Origin of the sequence: Streptomyces sp. NBC_01591, assembly GCF_035918155.1 — a bacterium.
Taxonomy (GTDB): Bacteria; Actinomycetota; Actinomycetes; order Streptomycetales; family Streptomycetaceae; genus Streptomyces.
The window spans coordinates 8,490,871-8,506,659 of the sequence record NZ_CP109327.1; the positions used below are offsets into that span (position 1 = coordinate 8,490,871).

General features: G+C 68.4%; 6 protein-coding genes and 2 pseudogenes. 2 read left to right on the plus strand and 6 right to left on the minus strand.

Annotation, left to right across the window (positions count from 1 at the left end):
* Positions 1-24: 24 nt before the first annotated feature.
* From OG978_RS39255 to OG978_RS39265, 3 genes are all read right to left on the minus strand, one after another.
* Positions 25-456, minus strand: a complete 432-nt coding sequence (locus tag OG978_RS39255) for a group I truncated hemoglobin (protein WP_326769797.1) — start codon at positions 454-456, stop codon at positions 25-27.
* A gap of 149 nt (positions 457-605) precedes the next feature.
* Complete coding sequence (locus OG978_RS39260) at positions 606-1,601, minus strand: quinone oxidoreductase family protein (protein WP_326769798.1); 996 nt, start codon at positions 1,599-1,601, stop codon at positions 606-608.
* A gap of 276 nt (positions 1,602-1,877) precedes the next feature.
* Positions 1,878-2,876, minus strand: coding sequence for an isopenicillin N synthase family dioxygenase (locus OG978_RS39265; RefSeq protein WP_326769799.1), 999 nt, complete (start codon positions 2,874-2,876; stop codon positions 1,878-1,880).
* A gap of 383 nt (positions 2,877-3,259) precedes the next feature.
* Between OG978_RS39265 and OG978_RS39270 the strand changes: the two are divergent.
* Together OG978_RS39270 and OG978_RS39280 are read left to right on the plus strand one after the other, a co-directional pair.
* Positions 3,260-3,523: pseudogene (locus OG978_RS39270) on the plus strand (IS5 family transposase); the annotation flags it as partial.
* Between the two features lie 1,690 nt (positions 3,524-5,213).
* On the plus strand, positions 5,214-6,002 hold the full coding sequence (locus OG978_RS39280; protein ID WP_326769800.1) for an SAM-dependent methyltransferase: 789 nt from the start codon (positions 5,214-5,216) through the stop codon (positions 6,000-6,002).
* A 1,043-nt stretch (positions 6,003-7,045) separates the two neighbouring features.
* On the opposite strand, the pseudogene OG978_RS39290 reads toward OG978_RS39280, so the two are convergent.
* The 3 genes and pseudogenes from OG978_RS39290 to OG978_RS39300 form a co-directional block, all read right to left on the minus strand.
* A pseudogene (locus OG978_RS39290) lies at positions 7,046-7,545 on the minus strand (transposase); the annotation flags it as partial.
* Positions 7,546-8,111: 566 nt separating this feature from the next.
* Positions 8,112-11,864 (minus strand): S8 family serine peptidase, encoded by a 3,753-nt coding sequence (locus OG978_RS39295; RefSeq protein WP_326769802.1) that lies wholly within the window; start codon positions 11,862-11,864, stop codon positions 8,112-8,114.
* Positions 11,865-12,345: 481 nt separating this feature from the next.
* Positions 12,346-15,240 (minus strand): ATP-binding protein, encoded by a 2,895-nt coding sequence (locus tag OG978_RS39300; RefSeq protein WP_326769803.1) that lies wholly within the window; start codon positions 15,238-15,240, stop codon positions 12,346-12,348.
* Positions 15,241-15,789 lie beyond the last annotated feature (549 nt).

Below are 15,789 nucleotides of genomic sequence, written 5' to 3' on the forward strand. Positions count from 1 at the left end.
CGGTTCCTACCGCCGCCTCGTCCTTTACGCGCTTGCCGCGGAAGGGGTGTTCCCTTTCCCCGCCGAAGCGGTGAGCACATCGTGCCGGTAGCTTTCGATGATGTCCAGGTATTCCTTGGCCTCTTGCTGCGGGACCCCGCAGAAGCTCAGCGTGGCCGCGATCTCCAGCGCCACGACGTCGAAATCGTATTCGGTCGCGACCATGTTCTCGTGAGCTTCCCTCATGTCACGTCCCGGATAGCACTGGGGACCTCCGGTCTCCTGGATCGACCACGCCGTAACCATGAACTTGAACCCGGCACGCGAATTCGTCTCGTGAAGCTTCTGCACGTCGGGATTGCGGTTGGCCGAAACGTTGTCGTAAAGCCTGTCCGTGAGAACGTCCATCAGGGCGGCGATACCGAAAGTTCCTCCAAGACGATCGTAGAGGGAGGGGGTCTGTGCTGATTCCGTCATGACGCTTCTCCTCACATGATCCGTGGCCTGGCACCACACTTCACCCGCCTGCTAAAAATCCACTCAAGCCGAGGGTCCGGCGGGGGAGTCCGGCAACCGTTCCATGGCGCCCGCGCGTTGTTGCGCCCCAGAGGCACCACACCCGGAGGTCAGGGGATCAGCACCGTCCTGTGGCCCTGCTGGTCGAGATCCCAGACGTGCCGCACCCGGGTGAGCGGCACCCGATTGACCTCCATGCGGAGCCTGCCGCCGGCCAACAGGTCCAAGACCTGACCGAGTTCACGGGCGAGCACCTCGGCAGGGGGAGCGTTGCCGGTGCCGCTGCCCACGATCTCCAGGCCGCTGCTGCGCAGTACCTCGGCCGAGAGGTTCAGGGTGGGGGAGGCCATGACGCCGATCTGGACGAGGCGGGTTCGGGAGAACCGAAGCTCCATGTCGGCGAAGCCGAGCGTGCTGATGAAGACCTCGGTGGGACGCCCCCACAAGTAGTCGAGCACCACATCGAAGTCCGCGGGTCCCGCTGCGTCGCGCAGCGCGCGGCGCAGCGCATCGTCCGGCTGGTCGAGCTGGACGGTCGCGTCCGCGCCCAGTGCGGGCAGCCCGGCCAGCACCCGCGGATTGCGTCCGGCGGCCACCACCCGGCCGGCGCCCAGGTGCTTTGCGACCTGCACCGCGATCTGGCCGGCCACTCCGGTCGCGCCCAGCACGAGCACGGACTCACCCGGCTGCAGCTTCGCCCGCCACTCCAGCGCGTTCCACGCCGATACCCCGGGATTCTGTACCGCGGCCGCGAGTGCGTCGTCCACTCCCTCCGGAATGGGCGAGCACCACCCGTGCCGGGTCACCGCCCGCTCGGCCATGGTGCCGCCCGGCGACCTGAACAGAACCCGGGTGCCGTCCGGCAGCCGGCCTGCGGCCAGCGCGGAGCCGCACACCGCCGGCAGCTTGGCGGGAGCCGAGAAGTGTGTGCCTGCGGCCCGCGCCCGGTCCAGGTTGGTCAGCGGACAGGCCGTCACCTGCACGACCTCCTCGCCCTCTTCCAGATGCGGTTCGGCTACCTCCTCGCAGCACGGTGGTTCTCCCAGCGCGCGGAGCACCGCCGCCCTCATGACCGCCCCCGCCACGCCGATGGGCGCCGGGTGCACGCGGCGCCGTGCACCCGGCCGCCGGGGCCCCGGCGGCCGCCGCAGCGCTCGTCGGGGGTGGCGTCGTCGGCCGGGTGCACGGGAATCGGCCGCGCCACGTGGGCCGGCACATCCCGCAAGAATCTGGTGGTCGACATCGTGAACCTTTCTCGACGCGTATGACGTGCGTTCCGAGCCACGGTGCCGTGCCACGCTAATAAGACGCTGTACGCGCCCCAAGGTCCGCCGTCGACCTGCGGATACGGGGCCGACCTGAGCCTGTGGTCCGGCTCGCGCTCAGGGCACCATCGCCGCGAGCCGCTCCTGGTACCACTCGCCCGGCGTCGTGGCCATGTGGAACCGCTCCTCGGTGGTGGAGTCGGTGAACGGGAACAGTGGCTCGACCGGGGCGTCGTGGTTGGGCATGTGGAAGAACGGGATACTGATCCGCGCCTCGGTCCGTCCCTCGACCGGAATGCGCACCCGGTGCAGGGTCGACACCCACCGCCCGGCGGTCCAGAACGCCATCAAGTCGCCGATATTGACGACGAAACTGCCCTGTGTGCAGGGCACTTCGCGCCAACCGTGCCCCTTCTGCTCGACCTCCAGGCCGCCGACCCCGTCCTGGTAGAGGATGGTCAGGTTCCCCCAGTCCGTGTGGGCGCTCTTTCGCAACTGCCCGGGCAGGGGCGGTTCGGTCAGCGGGTAGTAGTAGTTCGCCGCCAGCGTCGACATGTTGTCGCCGATCTTGTCGTCGAAGAAGTGTCGGTCCAGGCCCAGGGACAGGGCGAACAAGCGGATCAGGTCGGTCGCCAGGCGCTCCATCGCAGCCATGTACTCGAGCCACACCGCCCGGAACTCCTCCGGTGCCGCGGGCCAGCGGTTCGCGGCAGCCCAGGGCGTCTTCGTGTTCCCGTCCGGAGCCCGCAGTGCCGCGGGCTGGTCCCCCCGGACGCTGGTGATGAACACCTCGTTCAGGTCCGGAGGTGCGTCATGGCCCAGGCTCTTGGAGGCGCTGCCGGCGTTGACGTAGAAGCCGTGGGTGCCGGGTGAGACGGCCACCTCGGCCTTCTCCTCTTCGGGCCGCTCGAAGAACGCGCGGGAAGCCGCGTACATACGGTCGATCAGGCGCTGGTCCACGCCGTGGCCGACGACGGTGAAGAATCCGGAATTCTCACAGGCGCTTCCTATCGCCTGTGAGACCAGTAATTCCCCGGCCTTCGTCCAGACACCGGACAGGTCGATGACCGGAACGTATCCGTCCGCCGGAGTGGCGTGATCGATCGAGGATGACAAAACTGCTCCTTCTAAGGGTGATGTGGAGCGTGACGAGGTGGTGTGCGAACGGGATAGCCGGTCCGGCACAAATCCGTCCGGCGCGCGTCGCGGTTGCCTCTGCGGCATATGCCGTCCGTCATGACTTCCGCCGTGCAGACCTGGGTGGCCTTGAGGGGAAGCGCGGGACATGAAACGCCTCCGAATATTCCTACGGGCGTCCCTGTTCGTCAAGGCCGGCCTACTCTCTGCATTCCGGAACTGTCCGATAAGGGTTTCCCGGTGTTCCGGGCGGATGACCCCGCGGAGGGCTCGATGAGAGGAGGCAAGACATCTGAAGAATGCGGCCATGACATGACCGAATGCCGCCGCCCGTATCCGGGTGATCTGTCCGATGCCCGCCGGGAGTTGGTGTGGGGATCATCCAACACGAGCCCGGGAAAAGGGGCTTCACCCCGATCCCGAAGCAATCGGCCTTCGAGTGAACGTACGGATGGCTGATGCTCCACCGCCGCCTGGCCCGCGACTACGAGGCCCTGCCCATCCGCTTCGAAGCCCTGCCCACCCGCTCCGGCGCAGTGATCCGCCTTGCCATGACCGACCTCATGGCCTGCCGCCTCTCCGGCGGAACCACCGTGCCCTGGCGCGACCCGACACCCCAGGACGAGACGCAATCCCCCAAGCCGCAGATCGTCCTGGGCCAGCATGTGGCCCCCTGCCGGCGGGGTTCATCGGCTACGGCGCCGGAACGGTGATGGCCGCCGCGGACTCCCTCGACGTGACACTGCACGGCCGCGGCGCGCGGCTCCCGTCCTGAGGCATCGATCGACCCCGTGCTGATGGCCGCCAACGTCGTCACCCGGCTCCAGGGCATCGTCGCCCGAGAAGTGCCGCCCGCGGAGTCCGCGGTCGTGACAGTGGGCCGCCTGCAGGCCGGCACCAAGGACAACATCATCCCGACACGGCGGAACTGGGCATCAACATCCGCACCTACACCCCGGCCGTACGCGACCTGGTCCGCACCGCGATCGAACGCATCGTCACCGCAGAGGCGCAGGCGAGCGGCGCGGAGAAGGACCCCGAACTCACCTGGTTCAGCTCAGCCCCGGAACTGATCAGCGAACCGGAGGCGACGAAGACCACGATGACCGCCTACGCCGAGCACTTCGGGGCACAGCGGATCACGCCGATGCCGCAGGTCAATGCGAGCGAGGATGTTGGTGCAACCTGACATTGGCGCACAGATCACCATCTGTATCTGGCCAGCAGTCCAGCAACCGCCTTCTGAAGCAGAGGGAAGTGTCCAGGTATCGATTGAACCGGAGACGGCAACCCTTGTCGTCGGCCGGCTCGGTTTGGGCCCTGCCGGAGAAGCGACACTTTCACGGCCAGGCGTTTACGAGGGAGTCGCCTGGTGGAGCGGACGAGAAGCCACATCCAGTTACTACACAGGAAACCCTGCGACAGGTCACTGACGACTGGACATGCGAGCAGATCGCTCAAGCATGGACGCAATGCCCGACCACGGAGAGATACGTCCTGGAGCTGCTGTTCACCTCGCCGTGCCTGCCGGATGAGGACGATGAGTAGGCCGCGAACCGTCGACGTTCAGGTGTGCAGCAAGCACCACTTGAACACCCCTACCGCTGGCGTCCCGCTCGCCATCATCCTGACTGGCGGCAACCGCAACGACGTCACCCAGGTCATCCCGCCGCTCGGCTGCCCGACCGCTGGTTCACAGGCGGTTCGAGCGCTCGTGCCTTGCCGCGGAGCCAGTCGGCGATGTCGGCGAGCGTGGCCTGCCACCTGAAGGCCTCGATGGCCGCGGGCGGAACCTGGTCGGGGACCACGGTGCCTGAGTGGTACGGCGGCGAGGGGGAAGCACCTTGTTGTTCGGACGCATGCGTACGGCTGTGGCCGCTGCCGTGGCGCTGACTCTTGCTGGTACGTGTATGGGGGCGGAGCAGGCCGATTCGGCCCGGCTCGAGCTGAAGGTCACACAGAGCCAGGCCGCTGCTGCCGATGCCACATTCAGGGTCAACTCGGTCGTCTGCAACCGGAGAAGGGTGCGCCAGACCGTGCAGGCAACGGTTCGGGTACCTTATCGACCAGCTGAACCTGGCGCTCCGTCGACCTGGGACGTACGGGGCGAGATGGCTCTTCGGATCCTGCTTGATCAGCTGCTGCTTGTGGAGCGCCGGCCTGAGGCGTTCGCTCAGCGGCAGCGGGCCTGGGAGGCCGCGGGGCCTGGTCGGCCACAGGTGTGACGGGGCCTTCCGAGACCTCGTCCCTGGGGGGAAGTACGCGGGGCGCTGGCCGCCACGGCTGCCCTTCAGACACTACGAGACGAGAACCGAAATGACTGAGCAGACAGAGCTTGAGGCCCAGATCCGCAGTGGCGTACCGCACTCGGCCCGCGTGTGGAACTACTGGATCGGGGGCAAGGACCACTACCCGGTCGACCAGGAACTGGGAGACCAGGTCATCGCGAGCTACCCCCAGACCCGGGACCTCGCCCGTGCGTCACGGGCCTTCCAAGCGCGTGCGGTGCAGTACCTGGCCGACGAAGCGGGAATCACCCAGTTCCTCGACATCGGAACCGGGCTCCCCGTCCAGAACAGCACCCACGAGGTCGCCCAGAGCATCCAGCCGAAGGCACACATCGTCTACGTCGACAACGACCCGCTGGTCCTGGCGCATGCCCGCGCCCTGCTGACAAGCGCGCCGGACGGAGTGACGGACTACGTGCATGCGGACATGCTGGAGGCCGAGCGAGTACTCCAGGAAGCGTCCCGAACCCTGGATATGACACAGCCCGTGGCCGTCATGGTGCTGTCCACGCTGGGACACGTCGAACCCCGGGCCGGTATCGACCTCATGCGCCGGTACATGGCCGGCACAGTGACAGGCAGTTACCTGGTCCTCTGCGACACGATCGCCACCCCCCAGACACTGGCAGCCCAGGAAGCCTATGCGGCCGGAGACACTCCGCCCTACCTGGTGCGCCGGCCCGAGGAGATTCTCGCGAGCGCCGACGGGATGGAACTGGTCGAACCGGGATTCGGGTCCATCTCCCTGTGGCGTCCGAGCTCGAGCGACGACGGTGCTGAGCCCGTCGATCAGTGGGGGTTCGTCGCCCGCAAGTGATCTGCGGCCCTTGCCTGCCCGCGGGCCACGGCCGAGGCCCCGGAGCGGCTGTGGCCTGACGAACCGACCTTCGCAGTTTGGCAAGCGCGTGCGGCGTCTTCGGCCAGTACAACGACCTCTGCTCTGCTGCGCCCGCTACCGAATCCGAGAAAGCAGACTTCACCCGTGTCCCAAGAGACCCCGATTTACAACCGCCTTGTCGCGGAACAGGGCGATGTCCCTGCCGCGGTTCGCGGAGAAGCTCAGCGGATAGAACGAGACCTGGAGCGGGTCATTCCGCCCAATTACCATCCCGTGACCGCTGGGCTGGCCCAGCGCGGCGATATCTTCCGACCGGGTATCTGATTTCATGAGACTCGGCCCCACTGAGGCCGCTCAGCCAGGGCGCCGGCCGCGATAGCGAGTCGAATCCCCCGACGCAGAGTTGGGGGTTGATGGTGTATCGCGTCCCGGGCAGCGGTGTACGTGCAGCTCGCGGGCCAGTCCGCTTTGGTTGGTGACGACGGCCACGGGGGCCCGCGTACTGGAGGGTGCGCAGCGGGGCGGCGGTGTCCGACTGTTGGGCCACCTCGGGGCGGGCGGGGGAGTGGCGGGGGCGCTGAGGTTGCCGTCACGGTCAAGGAACACCGCCCGTCGCCGCGCCTTCCTTTATCTGTCTGATCCTGCCGATCCTCTATGGGTCCTCCTCGACCGTCATGGCCGCACAGCCGAGGAGGCGTTTCCCCAAGCACACACGGTATGGGCGGGCTCAACTGCCCCGAGTGGGTGCGGTGGTGGCGGGTACATCGCCATCACCGCCGAGGTACGTCGTGGATGCCGCTGACCGGGAGCTCCAGCCGGTCAGCAGCTACCTGTGGGACCTGACGCTCGGCGACGTCAGCCCGCTCACCTGCCGCAACTACGGCTACGACCTGCTGCGCTGGTACTGGGTGCTTCTCTGTACTTTGTCAACGACTACCGGACCCGATCTCCGGCAGCGAGGGGGCCGGGGTCTGTCAAACGAGCGGCTCTGTTCCGTAGTCGGTGGTGACGGTGCGTTCTCCTTATTGCAGGAGGATGCGGTGACGGAGGAGGTCGAATCCTGCTCGGCCGTGCATCTGCCGCATGATCTTCTTGGTTCGGGTATTGACGCCTTCTGTCCGGCTGTTGTGGTGGGGCAGGGTGAGGCCGGCGTTCACGGCGGCGCGGTCGAGTTCGAGGCCGTTGCAGAAGCTGTGCAGGTGGGGCAGGCCGGTGGTGCGGACCGTGGCGGTCCACTGGGTGAGCTTGTCGTTGTTGGCCTGGGCCGGGGCCAGGAGCGCGGCGAACTCGCCGGTGAGCCGGGCGAGTGCGGTCATCTCCGGGCACGCTGCGGTGAGGAGGCCGAGCAGGTCGGTGTCTCTGGTCCACAGGTGCTCGGGGTGGGTGAGCAGGAGCCGGGCGAGGCGGCGGGGGGCGTCACGGGGCGGTCGCCTTCGGCGCGGCCCTGATTGAGGTAGCGGACCAGCAGGTTGGCGCTGCCGGTATGGCCCAGTTCCCTGATCTCGTGCAGGAGGTGCGTGACGGGACGCTGCTGCTGATCGTCCCGGTGCCGGTGTTGTAGATACCGCCCCCACGGCCTGGGCGGATTTCTCCCGCACAATGCTGGACTGCATGAGCAGGGTGCCGAGATTGTGAATGCCGCTGCCGTGGTTGGCTTCGTTGTCCGACACGATGGTGGAGCGGATCGCGATGCTGCCGCCGAGGTTGTAGAGGCCGCCGCCGCCGAAGAATGCGGAGTTGCCCCTGATTTTGCTGTTGGAGATCTGGGTGCTGCTGCCACCGAAGGAAGCGATGGCGCCGCCCTCCTGGGCGGTGTTGCCGGTCAGGCTGCTGTTGTTGACGGCCAGGACGCGGTCTGCGTTGACGAGGATGGCGCCGCCGTCCTCGGAACCGAGGACCGCGGGGTTGCCGTTCTTGAGTATGCGAGGCAGGAGAGGACGGGGCGAACCGTGAGAGCCGCGGGCGGCCGCTGTAGTGCGTCCGTTCTGCGTCGGACCGGCGACGACGGAACGAACGGGGGCACCCCTGGCACAAGGACAAGCCTCGTGCCAGGGGTGCGGCCGAACAAGTCAGGGTCTGCCGCGAGGGTCAGCGTACGGCGTAGGCCCTGATCAGGGTCTGTTCGATCTTGCTGCCGTTGGCATCCCATGCCTTGACGCGCAGCGATACGTAGCCCGATTCCGGGTTGCGCAGGGTCACCCTGTAGCTGTCCCCCTTCGCGCTCTTCACCTTGGCGGGGTGCCAGGTGTCACCGTCGTCGGTGGACATCGTGACCTCGACCCCGCGGATGTCCGGAGTCGTGCCGGCCTGGAGGGCGAACCCCAGATCGAAGTGGTCGGTCCTGCCGCCCCGGGCGGTGTTCTCCGCGTCCAGGTCCAAGCCGTACTTCGGCCAGAGCAGCGCGAGGGTCTCCTTGTCGCTCGCCGGGCGGGCGGACTTGAACGTCCACGCGGTGCTGGTTTCTGTGGACAGCGGGAACCACGCAGGGCGCTGGGTGTCCAGGGTGAGGCGGTAGGTCGCCGGGTCGGGGCTGACCGGCAGCGTGGTCAGCGAGAGTCGCGGCACCTCCTTGAGGAGCTTCCCGTCCTGGTACAACCGCACCGTCCGCTTGTCGGCTTCGTTTTCGAAGAAGCCGGCGTGCCCCTGGCTGTCACCCATCTCCGGGATGGTGAGGGTGATGTTGTCACCCTCGCGGACCGCCTGGCTGGTCTCCGGTCCGGCCGGGCCGTTTGCCGCGCCCAGCCAGGTCTCCTTGCGCTGCTCGCCCGGCTGGTAGGTGCGGAGTAGTACGTCTCTCATCATGCGGGAGTTGTCTGCGCGGTCCGGGTAGACCCTGTGCCACCACCGCATCTCCTTCATCGTCGGTTGCTTGCTGCCGGTGGAGTACCACTCCTCCCGGTCCATTGGCGCGTCGAAGGAGTCGTAGACGTCGGTGACGAGGGAATCGTTCGGGCGGATCGCCGAGACTACGTCGCCGATCACGCTGCCCTTGGTGTTGCTGTAGTGGGACTTCACCACGGCCGAGTTCTCCGCGGTGACCGCGTCGACGGGGTCGGCCGGAATCCTGCCGGGAACCATCGTCGCGATGTTGTACACCTGGGGGACGCCTGTGATCCCCTTCAGGTCGATCCGGGTGGAGCCGTCGGCGATCCGGCCGAGGAGCCCAGCGCCCTCGTCCTGGGTGAGGGACCAGGCCGGGATGGTAGTGCCGGTGGCGCGCGGCACGATGGTGGCGAAGGGGCCGGGCCGGTCGTTGACGATGATCACTGCCTTCGCGCCGGCGCCGGCGACCGCGGTGATCTGGTCGATGGACTTCCGGGTGGCATCGCGGGTGACGACCGCGAGTTTGCCACCGAGGTCCTTGCCGGTCAGGTCCTCCGGCCGTGCCATACCGGCGTCGACCGCCTGGAGCCTACTGGTGCCGTACAGCCGGGCCGCGTACACCACTGGCTCCAGCGGGAGCGTGCGTTCCTGCCCGGCATAGGTTGCGCGGATCACCGGCGAGTACCTGCGCTGCTGGAAGTGGAACTCGAACGTGCCGAGCTTCACCGGCTCGGTGGGCACCACATAGGAGTGGTCCCAGAGCGGGCTGAACGCGCCCTTCATGAAGTCGATTCCCCGCTTTCCGGGGAGCTGCTGGCGGTACCCGAGCTTGGAGCCGCCCGTCGCCTCGGACTCCTTGGGCGTCGCGACCTTGACCTCCTTGCCCAGCCGGGCATCCAGCGTGATCGTCCGATCCGCCTTCAGCTCCACCACGGGCTCACCGGCGAGGGTGTAGTCCGTGACCTGGGACGAGTCGGCCTTGTGCCTCGTGTGGACGACACCCATGACGGAGTAGCGTCCCTGCGGCACTGCGACAGTCTTGGTTCCGCCCTGGGGGAAGACCTGCTGGACAGCCCCCGTGTCCAGGTCGAACACCATGAGCTCGCCGGTCGCCGGGGCTCCGTGCCGGTCGATCGTGTTGACGGTGAGGTCGACGGTGGGCGCCCCCTTCGTCGCGCCGACGGTGGTGTGGATCGCGGTGCCGTCGGTCGCGGTGGCGGTGATGACACCGGTGTAGTCACCCAGGTCGCCGAGCTCGGGGTGGTAGGTCACCGTCACGCTCGCGGTGGAGTTCGCCGGTACCGTCACACTGGTGGCGCTGAGCGTGAACGTGCCGTCCGGTGCGGGCCCGGTCTCCCCGGACGAGGCCAGGCCGAGCGACAGCGTGGTGTCCGCCGCGGAGGTGTTCACATAACTGACCGTCTTGGTGACCGGCGCGCCCTCGGCCGACGACTTGCCCATGCTGACGACGGCGGGGCTGGAGTAGAACGGGGCGTCGATGGCCTTGGCCACATCGACCCGGCCGTTGCCCTGCTGGTAGGCGGTGTACGAGCCCTGCTCGGCGGTGCCGGCCAGCACCGGCTTGAGCCGGTCGGCGGCCCAGTCCGGATGGCGCTGCGCGAGGATCGCCGCGGCGCCGGCCACGTGCGGGGTGGCCATCGAGGTGCCGTTGGCCGAGGTGTAGTCGGCGTCGACGGGGGTGCCCATCGAGGTGCCGGCGGCGCGCGCGGCGACGATACCCACGCCCGGCGCGGTGATCTCCGGCTTGACCGCGAAGGTGTCCTTGAGCGGGCCGCGGCTGGAGAAGCCCGCGAGCTCGTCCTGCTTGGACACCGCGCCGACGGTCAGCGCGGCGTCGGCGGCCCCCGGCGAGCCCACGGTCGACTTGCCGGGGCCCGTGTTGCCGGCCGCGATGACGAACAGCGAGCCGGAGGACGCGGTGAGCTGGTCGACGGCCTTGCTCAGCGGGTCGGTGCCGTCACTGGGAGCCTCCGAGCCGAGGCTCATGCTGATGACGTCCGCGCCCTGGGCCACCGCCCACTCCATGCCGGCGATGACTGCCGACTGGGGGCCTTCACCGGCGTTGTTGAGGACCTTGCCGATGTACAGGTCGGCGCCCGGCGCCACACCCTTGTACTTGCCGCCCGACGCGGCGCCCGAGCCGGCGATGGTCGAGGCGACATGCGTGCCGTGACCGTGGTGGTCGACCGCGTCGGGGTCGTCGGTGAAGTTCTGCGTCTCCTTCACCCGCCCCGCCAGATCGGGGTGCGTGGGGTCGAGACCGGTGTCGAGGACGGCCACCTTGGCGCCGGCGCCGTCGTAGCCCTTCGCCCACGCCTCCGGCGCGCCGATCTGCGGCACACTCTGGTCCAGCGTCACCTGCACGGGCCGGTCGAGCCAGAGCTTCTTGATGCCGTTGGCAAGCTTCGGCGCCTTCGCCGTTGCGGCGCCGTCGTCGTCGACCGCCTCCCAGAACGTCGCCGCCTTCTTCTTGTTCGCGCGCAGTGCCACCGCGTTGGCGCTGGGCAGCTCGTCGGCCTTCACCGAACCGGCCGGCGCGGCCTGCTTGAGCGCCTTGCCCGCCTTGCCCGGCGCGCCCGAGAAGGTCGCCAGCAGCGGCACGGCGCGGCGGTGCGCGTCGTCGTAGCCGTACTCGACCAGCTTGGTGACGTTGAACAACTCGCGGTCGAGCTCGTTCGCGGCAAGGTACGGCTGCGCCTTGTCCGGGATGACATAGACCTCGTCGCCCACCTTGATGGAGGAGAACGCCGCCGGGGTGCCGTCGGGCGCGGGCGCGACCGTCGCCACCTGCAAGCCGTTGGCATGGCGCTCCAGTGTCACCACCTCGCCCGTGACGAGGGTGAGCGTGTGTGCGGCGACGACCGGGCCGTTCTGCTGCGGCTGACTCGCCCGGGCGGCCGGCGTATCGGCGGCGGCGATGGCGGGGAGGCCGAGCGTCCCGGCCACACAGGCCGTGGCCAGGAGCGCCGTAAGCGCCCGATGCGAGCGGTGTGGCAAACGCCGGAGTATGGGGATGGTCAGGTGGACCGGGAGCCTGGATGCCCCGGCCGGTGGTGACTGTCTCATGCGGCAACGACCTTTTCTGAGGGAAAAATGCGCGCGGGTACCGCGCGGTTGCGGGGATCGCGCATCGCGCCGAATGGCGTCGACGAACGTGGTGGGTGCCGGCCGGTGCTGCTTCGGGCCGATCGGTGGTACGGCGCCGGGCGGCGAACGACGCGTCCCGCTGCTGCGGCAGTGACCTGTGGTACCGGTCGGTCGGCCTGCGGGGGTCGCCCCTGTACACGGCCTCGTGGGAAACCAGGAGGGCTGGGCCGGTGGAGGCGATCCGTCAGATTCGACCGTGCGCCAGAAGCCTTGCGGACGCGGGGAGATGAACGGCGACAGGCGGAGGTAAGGATTCCATGCCGTTGAGTGTTGTTCGCGCACCGGCTACCGGACGATTGGGCAGATGACCCAATTTTGCTGCCGCGCCCGCCTAACGGTGGGCGCCGGCCGGGCTGTCGACGACGAAGCCGGCTTCGACGACCTTCACGGCCAGCGCTGTCCGGGACGACACCTCGAGCTTGCGCATCGCTGCTTCCACGTGCCGCGCGACCGTCCTCGGCGACAGGATGAGGACACCGGCGATCTCCCGGTTGGTCCGGCCTCCGACGAGCAGCCGGACTACGTCGAGCTCCCGGGGAGACAGCTGATCGCCGTAACTTCGCCGTCCACCGTGCCACGACGGACGCTTGACCCCGACACCGAATCCACGCAGTGTGTGCATGACGCGCTCGGCGTCGCCACGAGCGCCGAGGGTGGACAACCCCTGGAAGGTTTCCGTAAGGACAGCGAGAGCCGCATCGGACTGGCCCGCACGTAGCAGACAGCGGGCCTGTCGCTCACGGCTGAGCAGAGCATCGTACGGCCGCGGAAGGCTCTGCCACGCGTCTGCCGCACGCGCGAACAGTTCGGCGGCGCCGAGGGGATCGCCTTGATGCTGGGCCAGGACAGCCCTGCAGGTCGACAAGGCGGCATGCGGGCCAGGTGCGCGACGATCACGCACTCCCGCTGCGAAAGCGTCGACCAGGTCGCCGGCCTCGTCGATGCGGCCAGCCATGAGTAGTGCCTCGGCCCGGACCGGGGCGAGTTCGGTGGCCCAGATCCAAGTGCCCTTGTGTTCCAGGAACCGGATCGGATCGTCGGTCAGCTGCAGCACGTCGTCGATCCGCCCGGCGCCGAGCCGGAGCCTGGCAAGGGCGCCGGCAGGTTCGACGGAATACTCCGCACCGCCATGTCGGTCCGCCTGCTCCAGGACGAGCCGCAGGACCTCGTCCGCTCGGTCCTGGTCACCGCGGGCCGCATACAGCAAGCCGGTGACCATGGCCGGCGCCAGGCGACTCACCGGCTGCAGGAGTTCCTCATCACCGGCCAGCGATCCGGCCCGGTCGGCCAGCCCGTCCCAGTCGCCGGTGAGCCAGTCCAGGTGGGTCAGCGTCACCTGCCCGAGCCTTCGAAGCTTCCGGTACTGATACGTGTCGGCCAGCCCTGCGGCCAGCGTGAGCACCCGCCTCGCCTCCGGGTACCTCCCCCAGATCAGCGCCATGTGTCCGACGTTGAGTTGGCCGACCGTGATCTGCTGCCTCTCCGCGGCAGTGGACGCATCATCGGCGATCAACGCTGCCTCCGCCCACCCCTCCTCCTCACCGAGCAGCAAGAGTCCGCTCGCCCGTCCGACCCGGATGCTCAGCCGGTCCCCCGGCGCCATCGAGACCGGCACCTGCGCAACGCGCCGCAACCACCTGAGGTGTTCGGCCGCCGGTGTCGTCGTCCCGTACGGCAGGCCGAGAAACACCATTGCGCGGGCTGCCTTCACCGGGTCGTGCCCGAGGCCGGGCAACGCTCGTTCCATCTCGATCCGGGACTGCTCGAACGCCTCCATCTGCTGCAACAGCCTGGCGACATGGAAGCGGATCTCCGCCGCGTTGCCCCGCGCCGGCTCACCGGTGTCCAGCACGAGGCGGAGGGCGTCCATCAGTTCGCCGTAGCGTTCGTGCCCGCTGAGCAGACAGAACGGAACCTTGCCGGTCAGCCGGACCACGTCGGCGGGCGGCAGGTCGGCGTTGGTGAGCAGATCGTGCAGCAGGATGAGCGCCGTCGCATCGTCACCCGAGGCGAGCGCGAGGTCGGCAGACTGTTCCGCGTACCGGCACCACGCCGTCGTGTCGCCGGCCTCCCGGAAGTGGCGCGCGAGCTGGGCGACCGGGGACGGGGTGGCGCCTTCGAGGACGTGTGCGGCACGCAGGTGCATCGCCCGCCGCTGCGGCCCAGGAATCGCCTCGTACACCGCGCGGCACGCCAGCTTGTGCCGGAACGAGACCAGCCCGCTCGGGTCCTCCCTCAGCAGCCCCGAACCCACCGCCTCCGCCAGGCCTGCGAGCCTGTTCGCCGGATCGCCTTCCGGAGCCATCACCTCGACGACGGCGTTCTCGGGGGCGGGGTCGGCGAGTACGGCGGCCGCGCGCAACGCCGCCTGCGCCGCCGGGCCGAGCCGTGCGCTGCGTTCCAGTACGACGTCCCGCACCGTCGGCGGTACGTCGATCTCACTCAGTCGCTGCCGCACCCAGGAGTCACCCCGCCGGGTCAGGCCGGCGCGGTTCCACATCAGCCGGACAGACTCCTCGACCGCGAGCGGAAGCCCGTCGGTCCGGTCGTGCAGGATGGTCGCGAACTCGTCGGAAACCCGTTGCCCACCCAGCATCGAGGACACCATCGTGGCGGTCCCGGGGACATCCAACGGTTCCAACGACAGCCGAAGCCGCGCTGCACCCGCCGGTTGTCGCGACGACAACCGCAGCAGCAGAGAGTCCGGCGCGATTTCCTCCGGGCGGTAGCTCACCAGCAGGCTGACCTGTTGCCGCGGACGTGATGTCAGGAACAGCAGAAACTCCAGGGTGGCCTCATCTGCCCAGTGCACGTCCTCAACCGCGAGCAGCTCGATCTCGAGCCGTTCCAGGATCTCCTCGATGGCCCGGAACAGTCGGTGTCGTGCCGCTGCTGCGTCTTCGGCCGGGTCGGGTGTGGGCGGCAACGCCGATGCCCACTCGGGAAACAACGGCCGGAGCGCCCCCGCCAGCCCACTCAGGCCGAGCCGGGCGACATCCTCGGTCGCCGGTCGGATCGCGTCCACCACCGGCCCGAGCGTAAAGGGTTGTCGAACAGCCGGGCAGGCTGCCAGCAGCACCCGCTGCCGGGCCGGGGCATGCGCCGCGAGTAGCTCCTGGACCAGTCGGCTCTTACCGACCCCGGCCTCGCCCTCGATCAGCACGACCACCGGCGGATCGGACAACGCCGCTCTCAAGGCGGCGAGTTCGTGCTCGCGTCCGACCAAGCCGGGTGATGCTATCGCCGGTAGGTCGCGTGTGTCGGAATCGCTGGTAGACATTCGCCCCACCGTGGGAGACAGGCGACGGCGTGCCCGAACCGTCGTCTTCCGTGAACAATATGATCAGAGGTTACAAGGCGAGGTGGCAGGGGGGATAGGCCTCGTTCGCAGGCGTGGTGCACAAGGCGATCACTGTGGAGTCCCGGGACTGATGTCTGTGTTGCCATCATCCCGCCCGGGGCAGGGGTCTCCGTGTCACTTGCCTCAGCCTCATACCGGTCCGCTCTGCCGCCGCGTAGCTACAGACCGGCGGACGCTGGGCGGCGCCGGATTCTCGCATCCCATGCACGCAGTTTTGGGCAGCAGGTTCCCTGAAGGGGCATCACGCGCTCTGTCGGGGCTCAGCAGTTGTCACCGGCAGAGCCTGACGAGCTGAATCGACGAGTTGGTCGGCAGGGCCCCAGGCCGAGGGCCTCCAGGTCCTTCGGCAGGAAGTTGAGATATGCCGCGATGTCCGGGGCTCGGAACGGGTTGGTCAACAGAGGGAGCGGCGGG